Genomic DNA, 23403 nt, shown 5'->3' on the forward strand with positions numbered 1-23403 from the left:
CAGGCGTGATCGATATCAACGAGTCCGTGATGCAGTTCCTTCTCGCGTTCGTCGTCGTCGGCCCGCTTCTCGGCGCCGCCGCCGCTCTTCTGCCGGCCCCGCCCGGACTGAAGGGGAAGTCACCCGAGCAGGCCGTACTCCGGCACGGCCTGACCGTCACCGGCGCCGTCCTCATCGCCGCGATCGTCCTCGTGCTCGGCTTCGACCACGACCATCCGTCGAAGATGCAGGCCAGCACGGACATCAGCTGGATCCCCGCACTCGACGTGCGCATCCACCTCGGCATCGACGGCATCTCCCTCCCCCTGCTGGTCCTGACCGCGCTGCTGACCTTCCTCTGCGCGCTCTACTCGTACTTCAAGCAGCCCCAGGGCCCCAGCCCCAAGGCCTTCGTCGCGCTCCTGCTCGTCCTGGAGTCCGGCACCCTCGCGAGCTTCGCCGTCCTCGATCTGATCCTGTTCTTCCTCGCCTTCGAGATGGTCCTCATCCCGATGTACTTCCTCATCGCCCGCTGGGGCGGCGAGGGACGGGCCGCGGCCGCCTGGAAGTTCATCCTCTTCACGCTCCTCGGCTCCGTCGTCATGCTGCTCGGCCTGCTCCTGATCGGAATCACGGCGGGCACATTCGACATGGTGGCACTCGCCACTGACAACGGCCGGTCGCTGACCACGTCCGTGCAGGTCATCGCGGTCCTGGCGATCGGGATCGGGCTCGCGGTGAAGACGCCGATGTGGCCGCTGCACAGCTGGCTGCCCGACGCCCACACCGCCGCGCCGACCGTCGGTTCGGTCCTGCTGGCCGGTGTCCTGCTGAAGATGGGTACATACGGGTTCGTCCGGATCCTGCTCCCGGCCGCGCCGGACGGTTTCCGCGTCTTCGCGCCCTACCTCGCCGCGCTCGCCGCGGTCGGCATCATCTACGGCTCGCTGGCCTGCCTGGCCCTCGCCAAACGGGGCGCGAAGGGCGACCTCAAACGCCTCATCGCCTACTCCTCCGTCGGCCACATGGGCTTCGTCCTGCTCGGCATCGCCACGATGACCCCGACCGGAGTGAACGGCGCCCTGTTTGCCAACATCGCCCACGGCCTCATCACCGGCCTGCTCTTCTTCGTGGTCGGAGCCCTCAAGGACCGCACCGGCACGACCGACCTCGACACCCTCGCCGAGGAGACCGGAGCGGCCCTGTACGGCAGGGCACCGCGCCTCGGCGGCCTGCTCGCCTTCGCCGCGGTCGCCTCGCTCGGCCTGCCGGGCCTGGCCGGATTCTGGGGCGAGATGCTCGCCCTGTTCGGCGCCTTCGACCCGCACGACGACCTCAGCCGCCCCGCCTTCCTCACCTTCATGGCGATCGCCGCGTTCGGCACCCTGCTGACCGCCGCTTACATGCTGATCGTGGTCCGCCGCGTCTGCATGGGCGCCGTACCGCGGGACGCCCCGGCCCTCGCCGACGTGCGCACGTACGAGTTCGCCGCCTGGACCCCGCTCGTCGCCCTCACCGTCGTCGCCGGACTGTGGCCCAGGACCCTCCTCGGGCTGACCGACCCGGCCGTGCAGCAACTCCTCTCAGGAGGCACCCGATGAGCGTCCCGGCCCAGCCCCTCGCCGAGCCCCTGTCGCAGCCCCTGGCCCAGAACCTCGTCCAGTCCGTCGACTGGCTCGCCATCGCGCCGCCCACCATCACGGCGCTCGTCGGACTCGTCGTCCTCGTCGCCGACCTCTTCGTCAAGGACGCCCGCAAGTCCCTGCTCGGCTGGATCTCGGTCGCCGGACTCGCCGCCTCCGCCCTCATGCTGCTGCCCCTGGTGAACGACGACCGCTCGACGTTCTGCCTGTCCGGCGAGCCCGGCGTCTGCAGCTACACCGCGGACACGTTCACCCTCGCCATCCAGTTCCTGGTGCTCGGCGGCGCGCTCCTGACCGCCCTCCTGTCCGTCACCGCCGTGAAGGACGCCGACCGGGGGCTCCCCGAGGGCGAGTTCTGGTTCCTGCTGCTCTCCTCCGCGGCCGGCGCCGCCCTCCTGCCCGCCTCCCGCGACCTGGCGACCCTCGTCGTCGCCCTGGAGGTCGCCTCCCTGCCCGCCTTCGCCCTCGTCGGCCTGCGGCAGGGCGACCGCAGGTCCTCCGAAGCGGCCCTGAAGTTCTTCCTGTCCTCGGTCACCGCGACCGCGGTCAGCCTCATGGGCATCAGCTTCGTCTACGCCACCACGGGCACCCTCTACCTCACCCAGGTGGCCGACCGCATCCAGCACGTCGACGGTCAGTTCACCACGCTCGCCCAGACCGGCGTCGTCCTCACCCTCGTCGGCTTCGCCTTCAAGACGGCCGCCGTGCCCTTCCACTTCTGGGTGCCCGACACCTACGTGGGCGCCCCCCTGCCGATCGCCGCCTACCTGTCCGTCGTGGGCAAGGCGGTCGGCTTCTCGGGCCTGATCCTCGTCACGGTCGTCGCCCTCCCCTCCTACGCCGACGTCTGGGGCCCGGCCCTCGCGGCCCTGGCCGCGCTCACCATGACCGTCGGCAACGTCGCAGCCCTCCGGCAGCAGGCCACGCGCGCGTACAGCGCGGTACGCCTGCTCGCCTGGTCGTCCGTCGGCCAGGCCGGCTACCTCCTGGTGCCGATCGCCGCCGCCGCGTACTCCGACAACCCCGAACGCTCGATCGGCTCCACCGTCGCCTACGCCCTCATGTACGCCGCGGTGAACCTCGGTGCCTTCGCGGTGGCCGCACTCGTGGGCCGCACGAGGTCCCTGAACCGCGTGGCCGACTACCGCGGCCTGTACGCGTCCCACCCGCTCACCGCCCTGCTCCTGGCGTTCTTCCTGCTCTGCCTCGCCGGACTGCCGCCCGGCATCATCGGCCTCTTCGCCAAGGTCACGGTGTTCTCCGCGGCCGTCGACGCCGGACTCGGCTGGCTGGCCGTCGTCATGGCCGTCAATGTCGTGATCGCGCTCTTCTACTACCTCCAATGGACGGCTCTGCTGTTCCGGACGCCCGAGGACGCGACCGTCGGGCACCGCGTCCCCGCCCCCCTCACGGCCGCGATCAGCGTGACCGCGGTCCTCGCCGTCGCCCTGTCCGGAGCACCCCAGCTGATCCTGCGCTTCGCCGACACCGGGCTCTTCTGAACGCAGCCGTTCAGGCACGCGCGCGTGCGGCACCCGGCCGCCACGCGCGCGTGACGCCCGCTGCGGCCGTCACCCGTACGGACCACGCGCCCCCGCGCCGGGCGCCGGGGAACTGGTGACCCTCGCCTGGCGTTGACCAGTACGGAAGGGTCCACTGGACGTGTCGCCACGGCACCGGTGGCACCGGAGACCAGCAAGCGACCGACAGCGAGCGAGACCAGCAAGCAAAGGGTTCCCCTGCTGCACCACTTGGAGGGCGTACCGTGCACCGCCGGCACAACGGGCTCAGGACCGCGGTCCTCCTCGGGGGACTGTCCGCGCTCATCATCGTCATCGGCAGCTTCTTCGGCCGAGCGGGGCTCGTCGTCGCCGTCCTCGTCGCCCTGGGTACCAACGCGTACGCGTACTGGAACAGCGACAGGCTCGCGCTGCGCGCGATGCGCGCCCGTCCGGTGAGCGAGTTCGAGGCCCCGGCGCTCTACCGCATGGTGCGCGAGCTCTCCACCCAGGCCCGCCAGCCGATGCCCCGCCTGTACATCTCGCCGACGGAGGCGCCGAACGCCTTCGCGACGGGCCGCAACCCGCGCAACGCGGCCGTGTGCTGTACCGAGGGCATCATGCGCCTGCTCGACGAGCGCGAGCTGCGCGGTGTCATCGGGCACGAACTCAGCCATGTCTACAACCGCGACATCCTGATCTCCTCCGTGGCCGGCGCCCTCGCCTCCGTGATCATGTTCCTGGTCAACTTCGCCTGGCTGATCCCCGTCGGACGGTCCAACGACGACGACGGGCCGGGCCTGCTGGGCATGCTCCTCATCATGCTTCTCGGACCACTCGCGGCCACCGTCATCCAACTGGCGATCAGTCGCTCGCGGGAGTACGAGGCCGACGCCTCCGGCGCCCAGCTCACCGGAGACCCGCTCGCCCTCGCCGGCGCCCTGCGCAAACTGGAAACGGGCACGAAGCAGCTCCCGCTGCCACCCGAACCCCGGATCGAGACCGCCAGTCACATGATGATCGCCAACCCCTTCCGCCCGGGACAGGGGCTCTCGAAGATGTTCTCCACCCACCCGCCGATGGCGGAGCGAATCGCCCGACTCGAAAAGATGGCAGGTCGTCAGCAGTGAAGACCATTCTCAACGTCGTTTGGCTCGTGCTCAGCGGCTTCTGGCTGTTCCTCGGCTACCTGTTCGCCGGCGCGCTGCTCTGCATCACGATCATCGGAATCCCGTTCGGCATCGCGGCGTTCCGTATCGGTGTCTACGCACTGTGGCCCTTCGGGTACACGGCGGTCGAGCGCCGCGACGCCGGAGCACCCTCCTGCATCGGAAACGTGCTGTGGCTCGTCCTCGCGGGCTGGTGGCTGGCCCTCGGCCACATCGTCACCGGCATCGCGCTGTGCGTCACGATCATCGGTATCCCGCTCGGCATCGCCAACTTCAAGCTGATCCCCGTGTCCCTGCTTCCGATGGGGCGCGAGATCGTGCGCACGGACCAGCCGTTCACGGCTGCCGGCCCCACCCAGCGAACCGGCTGGTAAGAGCCGTCGTTGTCCACAACTTCCGGGTTGTCCACAGGCCCACCCGGATGTCAGTGACGCCCTGCATCATGAACACATGACCGAGAACGAGCAGTTGCTGGAACGGGTGGCCGCCAAAGCGCGGAGCACCCGCCCGTGGGGCTGGGCCTCCCTGCCGGAGCCCGTGGACGTGGCGACACCGGCCCGCGCCGAGGCCGCCCTGGGCTTCCCACTCCCCTCGCTGCTCACCGAGCTGTACCTGCGCATAGGGGACGGCGGATTCGGCCCGGACTACGGTCTGTTGCCCCTGCTCGACAACCCGCCCTCGGGCGAGCCCGCCGCCGTCGCCCAGTACCTCGCCAACCGCGAGAGCGCCATCAAGGACCCGCAGTGGCCGTGGCCCGAGGGCGTCCTGCCGATATCCCACTGGGGCTGCGCGATGTACGCGTGCGTCGACTGCCGCTCCCCGCAGGCCACCGTCCTCCTCTTCGAGCCCAACGCCGGCGATGCCGACCACGCCTGGTACGTCGACGCCCCGAGCCTCACCGACTGGCTGCGCGCCTGGGTCGACGGCACGGGCTGGTACGAGGAGGCCAACGAGGGGCCGGAGCCGACCCCGTGGGCCGACTTCCCCATACGCGCCGGGAGACGGCCCGGTACGACGGACAAGGCGCCCGCACAGGCGTCCTGAGACAACCGGCCGAGCCCACGCCCACCGGAAGACGACGGGTGCCGACGAGCGGCCCGGGGTCGGCGCGCCCGCCCACGGCCGGGATGCCGACGAGCGGCGGGCGTCGGTGTGCGCCCCGTCCAGGGTCGCCGCCTACCGCGAAACCTGCTGCCCCCGCACCCCGTACACCACCACACCCACCGCCAGCACACCCACACCCACGACGACCGACACCACCGGAAGCGAGAACGCGAGCACCACACACCCGATCAGCCCCAGCGCCGGTACGACCCGCGACGCCCTGGACGGCTCGAGCGTCCAGGCCGACGCGTTGGCCACGGCGTAGTACGCCAGCACACCGAAGGAGGAGAAGCCGATCGCCCCACGTACGTCCACCGTGGCCGCCAGGACCGCGACCACCGCGCCCACGGCCGCCTCCGCCCGGTGCGGTACCTGAGAACGCGGATGCACCGCGGCCAGCACCCGTGGCAGGTGACGGTCCCGGGCCATGGCCAGCGTCGTCCGTGAAACGCCCAGGATCAGTGCCAGCAGAGAGCCCAGCGCGGCCACGGCGGCGCCCACCCGCACGACCGGCGCCAGCCCCGGCAGCCCGGCCGCCCGTACCGCGTCGGCCAGCGGCGCCGTCGCCTGACCCAGACCGCCCGGGCCCAGCACGGAGAGGACCGCCACCGCCACACACCCGTACACCGCCAGCGTGATGCCGAGGGCCAGCGGGATCGCGCGAGGAATCGTGCGCCGCGGATCCCGCACCTCCTCACCGAGGGTCGCGACGCGGGCGTACCCCGCGAACGCGAAGAACAGCAGGCCGGCCGCTTGCAGCAGCCCGCCGGTGCCGCCCGACAAGCCGACGCCCAGCCGCCCGGAGCCGGCCCGTCCCGACCCCAGACACACCACCACCACGGAAGCGAGGACGGCGAGGACCACCGCCACGATCACCCGCGTAACCCGGGCGGATTTCTGAATCCCGCCGTAGTTCACCGCGGTCAGCGCCACCACGGCCCCGACCGCCACCACGTGCGCCTGCTCCGGCCAGACGTATGCGCCCGCGGTGAGCGCCATGGCAGCACAGGAGGCCGTCTTCCCGACGATGAACGACCAGCCCGCGAGATACCCCCAGAAATCACCGAGCCGCGCCCGCCCGTAGACATACGTGCCACCCGAGGCCGGATACCGGGCGGCCAGCCGCGCCGAGGACATGGCGTTGCAGTAGGCGACGACGGCTGCCAGGGCGAGGGCCAGGAGCAGCCCCGACCCGGCGGCGCGCGCCGCGGGTGCCAGGGCGGCGAAGACGCCGGCGCCGATCATCGAACCGAGACCCACGACGACGGCATCGCCCACGCCGAGCGTGCGACACAGCGCCGAACCCGCAGGTGTCATGGGTCGCACCATACTGATCAGCGCAACCATCGGGCGCGGTCGGAACGTCCTCCCCACCAAGAGGACATGAACACCGCGGAGGAAGATGCCCACAGCACTGGGACAGTGCGGGCACAGTGAGAAAGGGCAGGATCACGGCATGACCGTCATCAGCTGGATCATCCTCGGACTGTTGGCCGGAGCCATCGCCAAGTTCCTGCTGCCGGGCCGCGACCCGGGAGGGTTCATAGGCACCACTCTCATCGGCGTCGCGGGCGCGTTCATCGGCGGCTGGATATCGGCGCGCTGGCTGGACCACCCGATCAGCAAGGACTTCTACGACGGTGCCACCTGGGCGTCGGCGATCGGCGGCTCCCTGGTGCTCCTGGTCGCCTACCGGCTGCTGTTCGGCAACTCGCGCAACTGAACGCGCGCGGACCGCAGACGAGAAGGGTGGGCACCGTCGGTGCCCACCCTTCCTCGTCAACGGAGTCCTGCACGCCGCCACTGCCCCGTCGGCTCAGCAGGTCACCGGTAGTTCACGAACTGCAGTGCGAAGTCGAAGTCCTGGCCCTTGAGCAGGGAGATCACGGTCTGCAGGTCGTCCCGGCTCTTCGAGGAGACCCGCAGCTCCTCGCCCTGCACCTGGGCCTTCACGCCCTTGGGGCCCTCGTCGCGGATGAGCTTGGCCACCTTCTTCGCGTTGTCCTGGGAAATGCCCTCCTCGATCGACGCGAAGATCTTGTATTCCTTGCCGGAGAGCTGGGGCTCGCCCGCGTCCAGAGCCTTCAGCGAAATGCCCCGCTTGATCAGCTTGGACTGGAAGACGTCGAGGACGGCGCTCACCCGGTCCTCGGAGTTGGCCTCCATGAGGATCTTCTCCCCGGACCACGAGATCGAGGCCCCCACGCCCTTGAAGTCGTAGCGCTGAGAGATCTCCTTGGCGGCCTGGTTGAGGGCGTTGTCGACCTCCTGCCGCTCGACCTTCGAGACGATGTCGAAACTGGAGTCGGCCATGTCCTGTGGCTCCTTGTATCTGGGTGCGTGTCGGGCCGCGTATCGGGTCCGTACCGGCATACATCGGCGGCCGCCGTGCCCCGCGGGGTCCTCGGCCGCATCCGGACAAGCCTAGCCACCCGCCGCGCCCCGAGCGGCGATCAATCGGGTGGCGAAGCACCCCTCCGCATCAGGTATCGTTTACGTCGTTGCCACGGAGCACCGCCCAAAAGCGGTTCAACGGGCAGCGAACCCCGGCGGTGTGCCCGAGCGGCCAAAGGGAGCAGACTGTAAATCTGCCGGCTCAGCCTTCCCAGGTTCGAATCCTGGCGCCGCCACACGGGAACGAAAGGGCCCCGTGACCTGCCCGAACAGCAGGTCGCGGGGCCTTCGTCATGCGCCGGCCAGGGGTCGGGCCCGACAGGGGGCCGAGGGGCGCGGCTCATGGCTTGCGCCCGGCGGGCAGACTGGTGCCATGGCCTCGTCCTCCCGTCGCAGAAACTGCCCCGAGTGCCGTCGCGAGATCGCCGTCGTCGCGGGGCGTTACGCGCGCCATGACCCGCCCGGTGTGCGGGGGAGCGGTGAGCTGGTCTCCTGTCCCGGTTCGCGTCGGCCGGCGCAACTCGGAGCGGCGCAGCCGTCCTTGGACGGGTACGTCGTCCCCGAGTTCCCCGGACAGCTGCCCCTGTTCTGACCGGTCGTGACCCGCGCCGCCCTCAGTTCCCGGCCACCGACTTCACCGCCACCGAAGCGGGCGTCGAACCGCTGATCAGCTCCAGCGTCAGGCCGTTCGTGGCCGGGGTGTCGACCAGCTCCGCCAGGACGGCGGCGACGTCGTCGCGCGGAACGGGGCCGCGGCCGGTGTGCGCCTCCAGACGGACGAGGCCCGTGCCCGCGTCGTCCGTCAGGGCGCCGGGGCGCAGGATCGTCCAGTCCAACGCGTCCAGCGAACCCACGTACGCGTCGGCCTCGCCCTTGGCACGCAGGTAGACGTCGAAGATCTCGTCCCCCCGGTGCCCGGGGTCGGCGCCCATGGACGACACGATCACGAAGCGCCGCACGCCCGCCCGGACCGCCGCGTCCGCGAAGAGGACCGCCGCCGCCTTGTCCACCGTGTCTTTGCGGGACACCCCGCTTCCGGGGCCCGCACCGGCCGCGAAGACCGCCGCGTCCGCGCCCCGCAGCCGTTCCGCCACCTGCTCGACCGAGGCCGACTCCAGGTCCAGCACGACCGGTTCGGCGCCGGCCGCACGCAGATCGTCGGCCTGCTCGGCCTTGCGGATGATGCCCGCCACCTCGTCACCGCGCGCGGCGAGCAACCGCTCGAGCCGCAGCGCGATCTGACCATGACCACCAGCGATGACAATGCGCATGTCTTCGACCGTACGCCCCGACGGCCGCCCGCGCCGCACGACTTCGGCCGCCCACGCCGCACCACTTTCGCGACTCACCTTCGCGGCTCACCGCTCTCCGTCGGTACGGCATGAGCCCCCGAAGACCGGGAGCGATGCAAGCGCGAGCACGCCGCGGGTGCCCGGCCGGGCCGAGTCTCCGGCCCCCGCCCCGCCGCTCCTCAGGCGATGTCCCCGGGCCCGCCCCGCCCGCCGCGCCGCCCCTGTCCGCCACGCCCCTGCCGGGGCAGCCCCAGGTCCGCCGCGGTGGTCGAGTCGCCGTACTCCCGTACCGCGCTGGTCCGCGCCACCACGCGCCCCCGGTGCACCACAAGACGGCTGTACGCCAGGGAGAGCGCGCCCGCCAGCCGGTCCCCGCGTACGGCGACGAGTTCCGCCGGGAAGCCCGCCTCCACCCGCACCTCGGGCAGACCCATGGCCGCCCGGGCCGCCGCGCTCACCGCGTCGTACGCCTCCTCGGGGTGCAGCCCGTGTCGGGAGGCCAGCAGGTACGCCGCCTCCAGGGGGTCCCCGCGCCCGACCGGGTTGGACACGTCCCGCAGCGCACCGCTCCCGGCGGCGACCCGCACCCCGGCCGCCCGCAGCAGCCGTACCGGAGCGGTGCCGTCGGGAAGCTCCACGGCGCCGCAGGCGCCCTGCGGCAGGCAGACCACCGTCACTCCGGCCGCCGCGAGCTGGTCCGCGGCCCGGGAGACCAGCTCGGCGGGCAGCCGGCCCAGGCCGTCGCAGGGGCCGAGGGCCACGCCGGGACGCAGCCCGCCCGCCATCGCCGCCAGGCGGGCCAGCCGTGCCGGGTCGGCGGCGTCCGTGTGCAGGTCGACCGGGCAGCCGTGCTCGGCGGCGACCTCCAGGACCGCCTCCACGTACCCCGTCGGATCGGGGTCCAGGTCGGGACACCCGCCCACCACGTCCGCGCCCATCTTGAGCGCGTCCCGCAGCATCGCCAGCCCGTCGGCCCCGGCCAGCCCGGTCAGGACCCTCGGCATGGCCACCGCGGTCAGTTCGGCGAGCCCGCGCAGCGAGCGCCGGGCCCGCAGTACGGCGGTCAGCGCACCCAGCCCCGCGACGTCGCCCACCCGAACGTGCGCCCGTAGCGCGGTGGCCCCGTGCCCCAGCTGGAGCAGGGCGGCCTCGGTGGCCCGGCGCTGGACGTCCTCGGGGTCGTAGGAGACGGGCCCGGGGGCGTCGGCCGTCAGCGCCGTGTCGGCGTGGACGTGGGGATCGGCGGGGGCGGGGAGGAGCAGGTAACCGCCGAGGTCCAGGCGGGTGCCGGGACCCGGAGTGCGGCCCGGGGTCAGGCTGCCGGCCGTGCCGACCGCCTCGATACGGCCGCCGCACAGCCGTACGTCCACGGTCCGGCCGTCGGTGAGCCGCGCCCCGCAGAGCAGGAGCGAGCCGCGGTCGGCGGGGCCCGAGGGGGAGGGCGAGTGGGGCGGCTGCGGCTGGCTGTCGGGCATCGCGCTCCTCTGGGCTCGGGGCTGCGCAGTGGGGGACGCAAGATCACGCAGAGTGAGTCGAGCCTAGGACGGTGATCAGCCCGTGGCGCGGAGGAGCGCAATAGTCGTACCGGTGCGGTCCGCCCTCCCGCAGCGGCCGGGACGGGACGGGGCAGGGGCGGCGAAACGGATTTGGGCGAACGGCGGGCGACCGTGTAATGTCTTCATCGCTCGCCCCAATAGCTCAGTCGGTAGAGCGTCTCCATGGTAAGGAGAAGGTCAACGGTTCGATTCCGTTTTGGGGCTCTGGTGTGAAAGGTTCCCGTCGCGAGGCGGGGCCCGATCGCATCACAGCGGTGTAGCTCAGTCGGTAGAGCAAGCGGCTCATAATCGCTGTGTCACCGGTTCAAGTCCGGTCACCGCTACTCTCAGTAGCCGATTGCGGGGTCGGTCCTTCAGTCGGCTACTCTTTCTTGCGTTAATACCATCAATCCGTTCGTCAAGGAGTGCACTCACGTGGCTGCCACCGACGTCCGCCCGAAGATCACGCTGGCCTGCGTGGAGTGCAAGGAGCGGAACTACATCACCAAGAAGAACCGGCGTAACAACCCGGACCGACTGGAGATGAAGAAGCACTGCCCGCGTTGCAACGCGCACACCGCGCACCGCGAAACGCGATAGAAAGTCAGGCTCGTACACGAGGCCGTCCCCGAGGTTTGGGGGCGGCCTCGTGTCGTTGTCACAGCCACTCGTCGGCACAGTCACGAAGAGCAGCAGCAGGAGGTTGCGAGCCCATGGCGCTCGACCAGTCGTTCGTGGGGCGGACCTATCCGCCGACCGTGCCCTACGAGGTGGGCCGGGAGAAGATCCGTGAGTTCGCTCAGGCGGTGGGAGACACCAACCCCGCGTACACCGACGCGGAGGCCGCGAAGGCGCTCGGCCATCCGGACGTGATCGCCCCGCCGACCTTCGTGTTCTCGATCACCTTCAAGGCGGCCGGTCAGGTCGTCGAGGACCCGCAGCTCGGCCTGGACTACAGCCGGGTGGTGCACGGCGACCAGAAGTTCGCCTACGCCCGCCCGGTGCGGGCCGGTGACCGGCTCACGGTCACCTCGACCATCGAGGCGATCAAGTCGATGGCCGGCAACGACATCCTGGACATCCGCGGCGAGGTCCACGACGAGGCCGGCGAGCACGTCGTGACCGCCTGGACCAAGCTCGTGGCCCGCGCGGCCGAGGAGGCGTGAGCACCCCATGACGCAGCCCATGACGGCGAAGGTCGCCTACAGCGACGTCGAGGTCGGCACCGAACTGCCCGCGCGGAGCTTCCCGGTGGACCGCGCGACGCTCGTGCGGTACGCGGGTGCCTCCGGCGACTTCAACCCGATCCACTGGAACGAGAGGTTCGCCAAGGAGGTCGGCCTGCCGGACGTCATCGCGCACGGCATGTTCACCATGGCCGAGGCGATCCGCGTCGTCACCGACTGGACCGGGGACCCGGGCGCGGTCGTGGAGTACGGCGTCCGCTTCACCAGGCCCGTCGTCGTCCCGGACGACGACCGCGGTGCCGTGATCGAGGTCAGCGGCAAGGTGGCGGCCAAGCTCGACGACCACACCGTCCGCGTCGACCTCACGGCCACCAGCGCCGGCCAGAAGGTCCTCGGCATGTCCCGGGCGGTCGTACGACTGGGCTGACCGGCCCGTTCGGTCCCCGTCTGTTCCGTACACGTGGGATCGCCGGAGTAAGGGGCGTTCTCCATTGAGGACGCCCCTTACCGCTGCGCGGCTCCTCCCGCCCGTCTCCGCGCAACCGTGTGTGCGGGAGCCGCCCTTGACGAAGTTAGTGATTGAGTACTAACTTACTTCCATGGTCAGGATGAGCGCAGAGGAACGGCGCGAGAGCGTCATTCGCGCGGCGACGAGCGAGTTCGCGCGGGGTGGCTTCTACGGCACCTCCACGGAGGCGATCGCCAAGCGGGTGGGGGTCTCCCAGCCGTACCTCTTCCGGCTCTTCCCGGGCAAGAAGGCGATCTTCCTCGCCGCGGCGGAACGGTGCCTGCGCGACACGCGTCGCGTCTTCGAGTCGGCGTCCGAGGGGCTGCACGGTGAGGAGGCCCTGCAATCCATGGCCGAGGCCTACCGGCGGCTGATCGCCGAGGAGCCCGAAAAGCTGCAGATGCAGATGCAGGTCTACGTCACGGTCGCCGCGGCCGAGGCCGCCGGTGACCACGAGTTCGGCGAGATGGTGCGCAAGGGCTGGTTGGAGCTCTGGGACACCGTGCACCTGCCCCTGGGCGGCGACATCAACGAGACGACCGGCTTCATGGCGTACGGCATGCTCATCAACACCCTGTCCGGCATGGGCTTCCCGCCGGAGCACCGGGTCTGGGAAGGGCTCTCCCCTACGGCGCCGATCCAGCGTGACGAGGAAGACGCGTAGGCGTGTAGGCGCGCAAGAGCGCACGCGGAGATGCGGGATCGGTCGACCGGTGGTCGCTCCCGTCTGCCTTCAAAAGTTAGTCATCGATCACTAATTGAACTGCCCGAACCAACCATACCGACCGCACTCACAACGGCCAGTGCACACCCTCTGGGGGAGAGATGTCACAGCTCGGCACACGTCAGAACTCACGCGGCGGGGGAGCGGCCTGGGCCCTCGTCATCACCAGCGTCGCCGGTTTCATGGCGGCCCTGGACAATCTCGTCGTCACCACCGCCCTGCCCTCCATCCGAGAGGACCTCGGCGGGGCCCTGCACGATCTGGAATGGACGGTGAGCGCCTACACGCTCACCTTCGCCGTCCTCCTGATGTTCGGCGCGGCCCTCGGCGACCGCTTCGGCCGGCGCAAGCTCTTCCTCGTCGGCATCACCGTCTTCACCGGCGCCTCCGCCGCCGCGGCCATGGCGCCGGGCATCGACTCCCTCATCGCCGCCCGCGCGGTCCAGGGCGTCGGCGCGGCGATCATGATGCCGCTGACGCTGACCCTGCTGACCGCCGCGGTACCCGCCGAACGCCGCGGGATGGCGTACGGCATCTGGGGCGCCGTCAACGGGCTCGCCGTGGCCTCCGGCCCGCTGGTCGGCGGCAGCCTCACCGAACACATCTCCTGGCAGTGGATCTTCTGGCTGAACGTTCCGCTGGGACTGGCCCTGCTGCCCCTCGCCCGCCTCCGCCTCGCCGAGTCGCACGGCACCGGCGCCCCGCTCGACATACCCGGCACCCTCCTCGCCAGCGGTGGACTCTTCGGCATCGTGTACGGCCTGGTCCGTGGCCCCGTGGACGGCTGGACCGGCGCCGTGGTGCTGACGGCCCTGTTCGCCGGTGCCGCGCTGCTCGTCGGCTTCGTCCTCTACAGCACCCGCGCCAGGAACCCCATGCTCCCCATGCGGCTGTTCCGCTCGCGTGCCTTCGCCGGCGTCAACGCGGCGAGCCTGCTGATGTTCCTGGGGATGTTCGGCTCGATCTTCCTGCTCAGCCAGTACATGCAGGGTGTGCTCGGCTACTCGCCCACCGAGGCGGGCCTGCGCATGCTGCCCTGGACCGGCATGCCCATGCTGGTCGCGCCGATCGCCGGCATCCTGTCGGACCGGATCGGAGGACGCCCGGTCGTCGCCGCCGGACTCTTCCTCCAGGCGGCCGGCCTCGGCTACCTCGCCTCCGTGATCACGGCCGACGCCTCCTACGCGATCCAGCTGCCCGGTCTGATCATCAGCGGAATCGGCATGGCGCTGTACTTCGCCCCCGCCTCCGCCCTGGTGATGTCAAGCGTCAAGGCGAAGGAGCAGGGCATCGCGTCCGGCGCCAACAACGCCCTGCGCGAGGTGGGCGGCGCGCTCGGTATCGCCGTCATGTCGTCGATCTTCGCGGCCCAGGGCGGCTACGAGTCCTCGCAGTCCTTCGTCGACGGACTGCGGCCGGCGGTCGCGGTGGGCGCGGGGATGGTGGCGCTCGGCGGCGTCGCGGCCCTGCTGATCCCGTCCCGCCGCCAAACCGGCGGCACGGGAACCACGCCCGCACCGGGAGCGAAGCAGGCCCCGACACCGGAACCGGCCCTCGCCACGACGGCGCAGCCGCCCACGCACTGACCGAACGAAACAAAACAAACGAAACGGAATGAGTCGGAAAGGACGAGACGAGACGAACGAGACGGCACAAGACGGAACGCACAGGACACGAGAGGAGCACGACATGCCCACCCTTCCCTGGACCGTGCCGAACCGGCCCCCGCAGGCCACCGAGGTCCACGTCTTCGCCTCCCGCTTCGAGACCCGCACCCTGTGGGGAGCGCTCAAGTTCCTGGCGCGCACCCCCGGCGTGTGGCGGCAGGTCGGGAACGCGCCGGGAGCCTACGGCGCCACCCTGAAGGCGCAGCCCTTCCGGCGGACCTTCTGGACGCTCTCCGCCTGGGAGTCGCCAGAGGCCCTCAAGGAGTTCGCCCGCTCCGGCCCCCACGCCCCGACCTCCCGCGGCCTGTCCGCACAGATGCGGGACGCGAAGTTCGCCTCCTGGCCGGCGTCGAGCGACGACCTGCCGGTGAGCTGGGCCGAAGTACGGCAGCGCCTGACATGAACCGGGAAACGCCCCCGCCGCCCGGCCGGGGCGTTTCCCGCTGCCCGACGCTGTCAGTGCCGTCTCGTAGTCTTGAGCGCGTGCAGGAACTCCACGACGCTCCCCTCGCCCCGCTGACCACCTTCCGACTGGGCGGACCGGCGACCCGGCTGGTCACGGCCACGACCGACGCCGAGGTGATCGCCGCCGTCCGCGAGGCGGACGACACCGGCACGCCCCTGCTGCTGATCGGCGGCGGATCCAACCTGGTCATCGGCGACAAGGGCTTCGAGGGCACCGCCCTGCACATCGCCACCCGCGGCCTCACCCTCGACGGCACCACGCTGGAGCTGGCGGCCGGCGAGATCTGGACCGACGCCGTCGCCCGCACCGTCGAGGCCGGACTGGCGGGCGTCGAGTGCCTGGCCGGCATCCCCGGCTCGGCGGGCGCGACGCCCATCCAGAACGTCGGCGCGTACGGCCAGGAGGTGTCCTCCACGATCACCGAGGTGATCGCGTACGACCGCAGGTCCCGCGAGACGGTCTCCCTCTCCACCGCCGACTGCGTCTTCTCCTACCGCCACAGCCGCTTCAAGGCCGAGCCCGAGCGGTACGTCGTCCTGCGGGTCCGCTTCGCGCTGGAGGACGCCGGCGGCCTCTCCGCGCCGCTGCGTTATGCGGAGACGGCCCGCGCCCTCGGCGTCGAGGCGGGCGACCGGGTGCCGCTGACGACCGCCCGGGAAACCGTGCTGAAGCTGCGCGCGGGGAAGGGGATGGTGCTGGACCCCGAGGACCACGACACCTGGTCGGCCGGGTCGTTCTTCACCAACCCGATCCTCACGGACGAGGAGTTCGCCGCGTTCCGCTCGCGCGTGGCCGAGCGCCTCGGGGACGCCGCGGAGCCGCCCGCCTTCCCGGCCGGCGAGGGCCGCGTCAAGACCTCCGCGGCCTGGCTGATCGACAAGGCGGGCTTCACCAAGGGCTACGGCACCGGCCCCGCCCGCATCTCCACCAAGCACACCCTCGCCCTCACCAACCGCGGCGAGGCGACCACGGAGGATCTGCTCGCCCTGGCCCGCGAGGTCGTCGCCGGGGTCCAGGAGGCCTTCGGCGTCACCCTGGTCAACGAACCGGTGACGGTCGGCGTGAGCCTGTGACCGCAGGCCGCGCAGGCCGCGCAGGCCGCGCAGGCCGCGCAGGCCGCGCAGGCCGCGCAGGCCGGGACGCAGGCCGGGTCGCAAACCGCGACGCAGGCCCTCAGTAGGCCACCCCGACGCCCTGCTTCACCGTCCCCGTGTCCTCGGTCATGGCGAGCATCGCGTGGGCGACGTCGGCGCGGCCGATGAAACGCCCCTTGGACGGAAAACCGCCGACCACCGTCCGGTACCGGCCGGAGAGCGGCTTGTCCTGCAGCCGCGGCGGCCGGACGGCGGTCCAGTCCGTGGCGCTGCGCGCGATCTCCGCCTCCATGGCACGCAGATCGGCGTAGACGTCCTTGAGGACGGCGGAGACGACACGGCGCGCGGCCCGGTCCAGCAGCCCCGCGTCCTGCGGCTCCGGCCCGACCGGAGCCGCGCTGACGACCAGCAGCCGGCGCACGCCCTCCGCCTCCATCGCGCCGAGGACCGTACGGGTCAGCCTGGTCCCGACCCCGGCGTCGGCGCGGCTGCGGGCGCCGAGCCCGGACAGCACGGCGTCCCGCCCGGCCACCGCGGACCGCACCGCCGCCGGGTCGCCCAGGTCCGCCCGGAACACCTCCAGGCGCTCCCCGTCCACGGGCAGCCGCGCCGGATCCCGTACGACTGCCGTGACCCGATGCCCGGCGCCGAGCGCTTGCCGGACGATCTCCTGACCGATGCCCCCGGTGGCACCGAACACGGTGAGTTCCATGACGTACTCCCTTCCACACGGCCTGGCCGGCCGGGGTGGGTGAGTACTCACTCACCCACGTCTCCTCTAGAGTGAGTAAGTACTCACCCACTCGTCAAGCCCGACTGGAGCAGCCATGCCGCCCGCCAAGCCGGCCCGGGAGCGCATCCTGGACGCCGCCCACGAGCTGATGCTGACCGTCGGGCTCGCCCGTGCCACCACCAAGGAGATCGCGCGGGTGGCCGACTGCTCCGAGGCCGCGCTGTACAAGCACTTCGCGAGCAAGGAGGAACTCTTCATCCGGGTCCTCTCCGAACGGCTCCCGAGGCTGACCCCCTTGCTGCGGGGCCTCACGGCCGAGCCCGGACGGGCCCCGCTCGAGGACAACCTCACGGAGATCGCCCACCAGGCGGCGCTCTTCTACGAGCAGAGCTTCCCGATCGCCGCGTCGCTGTACGCCCAGACGCAGCTCAAGCGCCGGCACGACGAGGCGATGCGCGAGCTGGGCACGGGCCCTCACCTGCCCATCGAGGGCCTCGACACGTACCTGCGGGCCGAGCAGGCCGCGGGCCGGGTCGCCGCCGACGCGGACACCTTCGCGGCGGCGTCACTCCTGCTGGGGGCCTGCGCGCAGCGGGCGTTCGCGTACGACGCCACGGCGACCGGCGCACGCCCGCCGGCCGACGCGTTCGCCCGCCGCCTGTCCCGAACGCTCCTCGCGGGACTCCGCTGACCCGGTGCGCGGGCGGGGGTCGGAGCGGGTCAGCCGCGTACGGCCCGACCCACCACCGAACCCGCACAGGCGCCGCAGGCATCCCTCACCCGCCTGTGCCCCTGTGCCCCTGTGCCCCCATGCGCCTATGCCGTCAGCCAGTCGTCCACCCCCGCCAGCAGCTTCCCCTTCACCTCCTCCGGCGCGGCCGACCCCCGCACCGACTGACGCGCCAGCTCCGCCAACTCCGCGTCGGTGAACCCGTGGTGTTCCCGCGCGATCTCGTACTGGGCGGCCAGCCGCGCCCCGAACAGCAGCGGATCGTCCGCGCCCAGAGCCATCGGCACCCCCGCCTCGAACAGCCTCCGCAGCGGCACGTCCTCCGGCTTCTCGTACACGCCCAGCGCGACATTCGACGCCGGACACACCTCGCACGTCACCTGCCGGTCGGCGAGCCGCTTCAGCAGCCGCGGATCCTCCGCCGCCCGCACGCCGTGCCCGATCCGGTCCGCCTCCAGGTCGTCCAGGCAGTCCCGCACCGACGCGGGACCCGTCAGCTCACCCCCGTGCGGCGCGGACAGCAGCCCGCCCTCCCGCGCGATCGCGAACGCCCGGTCGAAGTCACGGGCCATGCCCCGCCGTTCGTCGTTCGACAGCCCGAAGCCGACCACGCCCCGCTCCGCGTACCGCACCGCGAGCCGCGCCAGCGTCCGCGCGTCCAGGGGGTGCTTCATCCGGTTCGCGGCGACCAGCACCCGCATCCCGATCCCGGTGTCCCGCACGGTCGTCTCCACCGCGTCCAGGATGATCTCCAGCGCCGGGATCAGCCCGCCAAGCCGCGGTGCGTAGGACGTCGGATCGACCTGGATCTCCAGCCAGCCCGACCCGTCCCGCACATCCTCCTCCGCGGCCTCCCGCACCAGCCGCTGGATGTCCTCGGGATCCTGCAGACACGACCGCGCCGCGTCGTACAGCCGCTGGAAGCGGAACCAGCCCCGCTCGTCGGTCGCCCGCAGCTTGGGCGACTCCCCGCGGCCCAGCGCGTCGGTCAGCGTGTCGGGCAGCCGCACGCCGTGCTTGTCGGCCAGTTCCAGCAGGGTCGTGGGCCGCATCGACCCGGTGAAGTGCAGATGCAGATGGGCCTTCGGCAGTTCAGAGACATCACGTACACGCTCCATTCCGTGATCCTGCCGCACGACACGCCCGGCCCGACAGCACTTTCCCCGTACGTGGTCTTGCTCGCACAAACAAAGCAGGGGTCACACCTCAACGTGGAGGTGTGACCCCGGGCCGGAAGAAGGACGGTCAGTCCCGTGCCTCCGCCAGCAGCTTCTGGATCCGGCTCACGCCCTCGACGAGGTCCTCGTCCCCGAGCGCGTACGACAGCCGCAGGTACCCGGGCGTACCGAACGCCTCACCCGGCACCACCGCGACCTCGGCCTCCTCCAGGATCAGCGCGGCCAGCTCGACCGAGTCCTGCGGGCGCTTGCCGCGGATCTCCTTGCCGAGCAGCGCCTTCACCGACGGGTAGGCGTAGAACGCGCCCTTGGGCTCCGGGCACAGCACGCCGTCGATCTCGTTGAGCATCCGGACGATGGTCTGGCGGCGCCGGTCGAAGGCCTCCCGCATCTTCGCCACGGCGTCCAGGTCGCCGGAGACCGCGGCGAGCGCCGCCGCCTGGGACACGTTGGAGACGTTGGACGTCGCGTGCGACTGGAGGTTCGTCGCGGCCTTGACGACGTCCTTCGGGCCGATGACCCACCCGACCCGCCAGCCGGTCATCGCGTACGTCTTCGCCACACCGTTGACCACGATGCACTTGTCGCGCAGCTCGGGCATCAGCGCGGGCATGGACACGGAGAAGGCGTCGCCGTAGACGAGGTGCTCGTAGATCTCGTCGGTCAGCACCCACAGACCGTGCTCGACGGCCCACGCGCCGATCGCCTCGGTCTCGGCCTCGCTGTACACGGCGCCCGTCGGGTTCGACGGGGACACGAAGAGGACGACCTTCGTCTTCTTCGTACGCGCGGCCTCCAGCTGCTCCACACTCACCCGGTAGCCGGTCGTCTCGTCGGCGACGACCTCGACCGGGACACCGCCGGCCAGCCGGATCGACTCGGGGTACGTCGTCCAGTACGGCGCCGGGACGATGACCTCGTCGCCCGGGTCGAGGATCGCGGCGAACGCCTCGTAGATGGCCTGCTTGCCGCCGTTGGTGACCAGGATCTGCGACGGGTCGACCTCGTACCCGGAGTCGCGCAGCGTCTTCGCGGCGATCGCGGCCTTCAGCTCGGGCAGCCCGCCGGCCGGTGTGTAGCGGTGGTACTTCGGGTTCTTGCACGCCTCTACGGCGGCCTCGACGATGTAGTCCGGCGTCGGGAAGTCGGGCTCACCCGCGCCGAAGCCGATCACTGGACGCCCGGCGGCCTTGAGGGCCTTCGCCTTGGCGTCCACGGCGAGGGTCGCGGACTCGGAGATCGCGCCGATGCGGGCGGAGACCCGGCGCTCGGTGGGAGGGGTTGCAGCGCTCATGGCCCCATCGTTCCAGACCGGAAACCGGCCCGGCACACGGGTTTCACGGACTGGGCAGGACGGGACGGAGCCCAGAACAACAGTCCGGAACCCCTTTCTGTTCGACGCCCGGCCCCTGAACACGTACACTCTCACCTCGTTGGCCTTCAGCGGCCCGCGATCATCCGGTGCACACCAAGCATCCGGGCGGATGCGGTACGTTGGGGGACACACAAAGGGTCGTAGCTCAATTGGTAGAGCACTGGTCTCCAAAACCAGCGGTTGGGGGTTCAAGTCCCTCCGGCCCTGCTACACACACCTTCGCCAGGATGTGTGCGCATGTACGTACAGCAATGCACCGCCGTGCGGCTCCAACCGGGCGCGGCACGGCCACGACCCGGAATCAGGTGAGGACGAGTGACGGACGCCGTGGGCTCCATCGACATGCCTGATGCCCAGGACGAGGCGCCCGACTCCAAGAGGAAGTCGCGCAAGGGCGGCAAGCGAGGCAAGAAGGGCCCGCTGAAGCGGCTCGCGCTCTTCTATCGCCAGATCGTCGCGGAGCTTCGCAAGGTTGTCTGGCCCAGCCGCAACCAGCTGACGACGTACACCACCGTGGTGATCATCTTCGTGATCGTCATGATCGGCCTGGTGACTCTGATTGACTATGGCTTCTCTCACGCCGCCAAGTACGTCTTCGGCTGAGTCGAGAGCGAAGGGCGCCGAGGTACCCGGCGCCCCTTTCGCGTGTTCCACCCCTATGTATCCAGGAAGAAGCAGCCACAGTGTCTGACCCGAACGTGAACGACGCCATCGAGCCGGTCGAGTCCGTCGAGGACGAGCTCGGCACCGTCGAGGGCGCCGACAACGAGGACACCGAGGCCTCCGCAGAGGCCGAGGCTGCCGACGACACCGTCGTCGCGGAAGCGCCGGCGGAAGCGGAAGCGGACGCGGACGAGACCGCGGAGTCTGCCGACGCGGAGGCCGGCGAGGCCGAAGCGGAGGCGGACGAGCCCGCGGCCGAGGAGCCCGAGCTCGACCCGATCGACAAGCTCCGCCAGGAGCTGCGCGTCCTCCCCGGCGAGTGGTACGTCATCCACACCTACGCCGGTTACGAGAACCGCGTGAAGACCAACCTCGAGCAGCGTGCCGTCTCGCTCAACGTCGAGGACTACATCTTCCAGGCCGAGGTGCCGCAGGAAGAGGTCGTCCAGATCAAGAACGGCGACCGCAAGACGATCCGTCAGAACAAGCTGCCGGGCTACGTCCTGGTCCGCATGGACCTGACCAACGAGTCCTGGGGTGTCGTCCGCAACACCCCCGGCGTCACCGGCTTCGTCGGCAACGCCTACGACCCGTACCCGCTGACGCTGGACGAGATCGTCAAGATGCTCGCCCCGGAGGCCGAGGAGAAGGCCGCCCGCGAGGCCGCCGAGGCCGAGGGCAAGCCGGCTCCGCAGCGCAAGGTCGAGGTCCAGGTCCTGGACTTCGAGGTCGGCGACTCGGTCACCGTCACCGACGGTCCGTTCGCGACGCTGCAGGCCACGATCAACGAGATCAACGCCGACTCGAAGAAGGTCAAGGGCCTCGTCGAGATCTTCGGCCGCGAGACCCCGGTCGAGCTGAGCTTCGACCAGATCCAGAAGAACTAGTACCCCACCGGTACTCCTCTGGACGTACTGCTTCCGAGCAGGTCAGGTGGACGCTCGCGCGTCGCCTGACCTGCTCGGTTTTTGGCCGCACATCCATACCCGTTATCGTTGTGCGGTATGCCTGTGTCCGGGTAGCTCCCGAACGCGGGCAGGACCCGAATCGAAAGGACCCGGAGAGCTATGCCTCCCAAGAAGAAGAAGGTCACGGGGCTCATCAAGCTCCAGATCCAGGCCGGTGCCGCGAACCCGGCTCCGCCGGTCGGCCCCGCGCTGGGTCAGCACGGCGTCAACATCATGGAGTTCTGCAAGGCCTACAACGCCGCGACCGAGTCGCAGCGTGGCTGGGTCATCCCGGTGGAGATCACGGTCTACGAGGACCGCTCCTTCACCTTCATCACCAAGACCCCGCCGGCCGCGAAGATGATCCTCAAGGCCGCGGGCGTGGAGAAGGGCTCCGGCGAGCCGCACAAGACCAAGGTCGCGAAGATCACGCGTGACCAGGTCCGTGAGATCGCCACCACCAAGATGCCCGACCTCAACGCCAACGACCTGGACCAGGCGGAGAAGATCATCGCCGGTACCGCTCGTTCCATGGGCGTCACGGTCGAGGGCTGACCTCCACCCCGTAAGCCAGCCACGCGGCGCCAGCCGCAAGGTCAGGACAGTGTGGCAGGGCCGGCTCGGCCCGCACCACGACTCCTCAGAAGCCAACAGGAGCAGTAGTGAGCAAGCGCAGCAAGTCTCTCCGCGCTGCGGACGCCAAGATCGACCGGGACAAGCAGTACGCCCCGCTCGAGGCCGTCCGTCTCGCCAAGGAGACCTCCACGTCCAAGTTCGACGGCACCGTCGAGGTCGCCTTCCGTCTGGGTGTCGACCCGCGCAAGGCCGACCAGATGGTCCGTGGCACCGTGAACCTCCCGCACGGCACCGGTAAGACCGCCCGGGTCCTGGTCTTCGCGACCGGTGACCGTGCCGAGGCCGCGCGTGCCGCGGGCGCCGACATCGTCGGCGCCGACGAACTGATCGACGAGGTGTCGAAGGGCCGTCTGGACTTCGACGCCGTCGTCGCCACCCCGGACCTCATGGGCAAGGTCGGCCGCCTCGGCCGCGTGCTCGGTCCCCGTGGTCTCATGCCGAACCCCAAGACCGGCACCGTGACCCCGGACGTGACCAAGGCCGTCACCGAGATCAAGGGCGGCAAGATCGAGTTCCGCGTCGACAAGCACTCGAACCTGCACTTCATCATCGGCAAGACGTCGTTCGACGACACCAAGCTGGTGGAGAACTACGGCGCGGCGCTGGAGGAGATCCTCCGTCTGAAGCCGTCCGCCGCCAAGGGCCGCTACATCAAGAAGGCCGCCATCAGCACCACGATGGGCCCCGGCATTCCGCTCGACTCCAACCGCACCCGCAACCTCCTCGTCGAGGAGGACCCGGCCGCGGTCTGAGCGAGCAGCTCGCCCCACCGGTTCACGGGCCCCGCACCTTCCGAGGTGCGGGGCCCGTCCCTTTTCCCGGCGCCCTGGGTTAGCGTGCGGGCAGCGGACTCGCGCATGGGGTGCAAGAGCCGTACGGG

Annotated in this window: 26 protein-coding genes and 4 tRNA genes; 23 read left to right on the forward strand and 7 right to left on the reverse strand. The window is 70.6% G+C overall.

Features of this window, described 5'->3' with window-relative positions:
- The first annotated feature begins 5 nt into the window (after positions 1-5).
- The 5 genes from ACGH7X_RS22980 (at position 6) to ACGH7X_RS23000 (ending at position 5334) form a co-directional block, all read left to right on the forward strand.
- Positions 6-1580: a NuoM family protein gene (locus ACGH7X_RS22980; RefSeq protein WP_399887467.1), complete on the forward strand. Its 1575-nt coding sequence runs from the start codon at positions 6-8 to the stop codon at positions 1578-1580.
- A complete protein-coding gene (locus ACGH7X_RS22985) occupies positions 1577-3124 on the forward strand; it encodes an NADH-quinone oxidoreductase subunit N (protein ID WP_399887469.1) in 1548 nt (515 codons plus the stop codon). Before ACGH7X_RS22980 ends, ACGH7X_RS22985 begins: the two co-directional genes overlap by 4 nt.
- 263 nt (positions 3125-3387) lie before the next feature.
- On the forward strand, positions 3388-4251 hold the full coding sequence (gene htpX / locus ACGH7X_RS22990) for a zinc metalloprotease HtpX (RefSeq protein WP_399887471.1): 864 nt from the start codon (positions 3388-3390) through the stop codon (positions 4249-4251).
- Positions 4248-4664, forward strand: a complete 417-nt coding sequence (locus tag ACGH7X_RS22995; protein ID WP_399887473.1) for a YccF domain-containing protein — start codon at positions 4248-4250, stop codon at positions 4662-4664. The genes htpX and ACGH7X_RS22995 overlap by 4 nt, the downstream gene beginning before the upstream one ends.
- Before the next feature lie 76 nt (positions 4665-4740).
- Positions 4741-5334 (forward strand): SMI1/KNR4 family protein, encoded by a 594-nt coding sequence (locus tag ACGH7X_RS23000; protein ID WP_399887475.1) that lies wholly within the window; start codon positions 4741-4743, stop codon positions 5332-5334.
- 132 nt (positions 5335-5466) lie between these two features.
- Here the strand turns inward: ACGH7X_RS23000 and ACGH7X_RS23005 are convergent, their stop codons facing one another.
- Entirely contained in the window at positions 5467-6711 is a 1245-nt protein-coding gene (locus ACGH7X_RS23005; protein ID WP_399887477.1) for an APC family permease, read from the reverse strand.
- 139 nt (positions 6712-6850) lie between these two features.
- On the opposite strand from ACGH7X_RS23005, the gene ACGH7X_RS23010 reads away from it, so the two are divergent.
- On the forward strand, positions 6851-7117 hold the full coding sequence (locus ACGH7X_RS23010; RefSeq protein ID WP_399887479.1) for a GlsB/YeaQ/YmgE family stress response membrane protein: 267 nt from the start codon (positions 6851-6853) through the stop codon (positions 7115-7117).
- A 101-nt stretch (positions 7118-7218) separates the two neighbouring features.
- Here the strand turns inward: ACGH7X_RS23010 and ACGH7X_RS23015 are convergent, their stop codons facing one another.
- The gene (locus ACGH7X_RS23015) at positions 7219-7707 is read right to left on the reverse strand and encodes a YajQ family cyclic di-GMP-binding protein (RefSeq protein ID WP_399887481.1); all 489 of its coding nucleotides are present in this window, start codon (positions 7705-7707) and stop codon (positions 7219-7221) included.
- Positions 7708-7942: 235 nt separating this feature from the next.
- On the opposite strand from ACGH7X_RS23015, the gene ACGH7X_RS23020 reads away from it, so the two are divergent.
- Positions 7943-8024 (forward strand) — tRNA-Tyr (locus tag ACGH7X_RS23020).
- Between the two features lie 137 nt (positions 8025-8161).
- Positions 8162-8380 (forward strand): hypothetical protein, encoded by a 219-nt coding sequence (locus ACGH7X_RS23025; RefSeq protein ID WP_399887483.1) that lies wholly within the window; start codon positions 8162-8164, stop codon positions 8378-8380.
- A 22-nt stretch (positions 8381-8402) separates the two neighbouring features.
- On the opposite strand, the gene ACGH7X_RS23030 is transcribed toward ACGH7X_RS23025, so the two are convergent.
- Positions 8403-9059, reverse strand: a complete 657-nt coding sequence (locus tag ACGH7X_RS23030; protein WP_399887485.1) for an NAD(P)H-binding protein — start codon at positions 9057-9059, stop codon at positions 8403-8405.
- Between the two features lie 200 nt (positions 9060-9259).
- Positions 9260-10555, reverse strand: a complete 1296-nt coding sequence (locus ACGH7X_RS23035; RefSeq protein ID WP_399887487.1) for a hydrolase — start codon at positions 10553-10555, stop codon at positions 9260-9262.
- Positions 10556-10767: 212 nt separating this feature from the next.
- Between ACGH7X_RS23035 and ACGH7X_RS23040 the strand changes: the two genes are divergently transcribed.
- The 9 genes from ACGH7X_RS23040 to ACGH7X_RS23080 all read left to right on the forward strand — a co-directional run bounded on the left by ACGH7X_RS23040 (position 10768) and on the right by ACGH7X_RS23080 (position 16240).
- Positions 10768-10840, forward strand: a tRNA-Thr gene (locus ACGH7X_RS23040).
- 46 nt (positions 10841-10886) lie between these two features.
- Positions 10887-10959, forward strand: a tRNA-Met gene (locus ACGH7X_RS23045).
- Positions 10960-11050: 91 nt separating this feature from the next.
- Positions 11051-11215, forward strand: a complete 165-nt coding sequence (gene rpmG, locus ACGH7X_RS23050) for a 50S ribosomal protein L33 (RefSeq protein ID WP_003948671.1) — start codon at positions 11051-11053, stop codon at positions 11213-11215.
- A gap of 113 nt (positions 11216-11328) precedes the next feature.
- A complete protein-coding gene (locus tag ACGH7X_RS23055; RefSeq protein ID WP_399887489.1) occupies positions 11329-11781 on the forward strand; it encodes a MaoC family dehydratase N-terminal domain-containing protein in 453 nt (150 codons plus the stop codon).
- A 19-nt stretch (positions 11782-11800) separates the two neighbouring features.
- A complete protein-coding gene (locus tag ACGH7X_RS23060) occupies positions 11801-12229 on the forward strand; it encodes a MaoC family dehydratase (protein ID WP_399897273.1) in 429 nt (142 codons plus the stop codon).
- A gap of 172 nt (positions 12230-12401) precedes the next feature.
- On the forward strand, positions 12402-12974 hold the full coding sequence (locus ACGH7X_RS23065) for a TetR/AcrR family transcriptional regulator (protein ID WP_399887491.1): 573 nt from the start codon (positions 12402-12404) through the stop codon (positions 12972-12974).
- A gap of 161 nt (positions 12975-13135) precedes the next feature.
- Positions 13136-14620, forward strand: a complete 1485-nt coding sequence (locus ACGH7X_RS23070) for an MFS transporter (RefSeq protein ID WP_399887493.1) — start codon at positions 13136-13138, stop codon at positions 14618-14620.
- 103 nt (positions 14621-14723) lie between these two features.
- Positions 14724-15104 (forward strand): DUF3291 domain-containing protein, encoded by a 381-nt coding sequence (locus ACGH7X_RS23075; RefSeq protein ID WP_399887495.1) that lies wholly within the window; start codon positions 14724-14726, stop codon positions 15102-15104.
- An 80-nt stretch (positions 15105-15184) separates the two neighbouring features.
- On the forward strand, positions 15185-16240 hold the full coding sequence (locus tag ACGH7X_RS23080; protein ID WP_399887497.1) for a UDP-N-acetylmuramate dehydrogenase: 1056 nt from the start codon (positions 15185-15187) through the stop codon (positions 16238-16240).
- A gap of 100 nt (positions 16241-16340) precedes the next feature.
- On the opposite strand, the gene ACGH7X_RS23085 is transcribed toward ACGH7X_RS23080, so the two are convergent.
- The gene (locus ACGH7X_RS23085) at positions 16341-16973 is read right to left on the reverse strand and encodes an NAD(P)-dependent oxidoreductase (protein ID WP_399887499.1); all 633 of its coding nucleotides are present in this window, start codon (positions 16971-16973) and stop codon (positions 16341-16343) included.
- Between the two features lie 115 nt (positions 16974-17088).
- Here ACGH7X_RS23085 and ACGH7X_RS23090 point away from each other — a divergent pair, with 115 nt between their 5' ends.
- Positions 17089-17685, forward strand: a complete 597-nt coding sequence (locus ACGH7X_RS23090) for a TetR/AcrR family transcriptional regulator (protein WP_399887501.1) — start codon at positions 17089-17091, stop codon at positions 17683-17685.
- A 125-nt stretch (positions 17686-17810) separates the two neighbouring features.
- Here the strand turns inward: ACGH7X_RS23090 and ACGH7X_RS23095 are convergent, their stop codons facing one another.
- Positions 17811-18842, reverse strand: coding sequence for an adenosine deaminase (locus ACGH7X_RS23095; protein WP_399887503.1), 1032 nt, complete (start codon positions 18840-18842; stop codon positions 17811-17813).
- A 127-nt stretch (positions 18843-18969) separates the two neighbouring features.
- Positions 18970-20196, reverse strand: a complete 1227-nt coding sequence (locus ACGH7X_RS23100) for a pyridoxal phosphate-dependent aminotransferase (RefSeq protein WP_399887505.1) — start codon at positions 20194-20196, stop codon at positions 18970-18972.
- 215 nt (positions 20197-20411) lie between these two features.
- Here ACGH7X_RS23100 and ACGH7X_RS23105 point away from each other — a divergent pair.
- The 5 genes from ACGH7X_RS23105 to rplA all read left to right on the forward strand — a co-directional run bounded on the left by ACGH7X_RS23105 (position 20412) and on the right by rplA (position 23275).
- A tRNA-Trp gene (locus ACGH7X_RS23105) sits at positions 20412-20484 on the forward strand.
- A 108-nt stretch (positions 20485-20592) separates the two neighbouring features.
- Positions 20593-20880, forward strand: a complete 288-nt coding sequence (gene secE / locus ACGH7X_RS23110) for a preprotein translocase subunit SecE (protein ID WP_399887507.1) — start codon at positions 20593-20595, stop codon at positions 20878-20880.
- A gap of 80 nt (positions 20881-20960) precedes the next feature.
- Positions 20961-21827, forward strand: coding sequence for a transcription termination/antitermination protein NusG (nusG, locus tag ACGH7X_RS23115; protein ID WP_399887509.1), 867 nt, complete (start codon positions 20961-20963; stop codon positions 21825-21827).
- A gap of 180 nt (positions 21828-22007) precedes the next feature.
- Complete coding sequence (gene rplK / locus ACGH7X_RS23120; RefSeq protein WP_003974315.1) at positions 22008-22442, forward strand: 50S ribosomal protein L11; 435 nt, start codon at positions 22008-22010, stop codon at positions 22440-22442.
- 107 nt (positions 22443-22549) lie between these two features.
- The gene (rplA, locus tag ACGH7X_RS23125) at positions 22550-23275 is read left to right on the forward strand and encodes a 50S ribosomal protein L1 (RefSeq protein ID WP_271319815.1); all 726 of its coding nucleotides are present in this window, start codon (positions 22550-22552) and stop codon (positions 23273-23275) included.
- Positions 23276-23403: the final 128 nt, after the last annotated feature.

The sequence above is a fragment of the Streptomyces sp. BBFR51 genome, from assembly GCF_044591655.1.
Classification (GTDB): Bacteria; Actinomycetota; Actinomycetes; order Streptomycetales; family Streptomycetaceae; genus Streptomyces.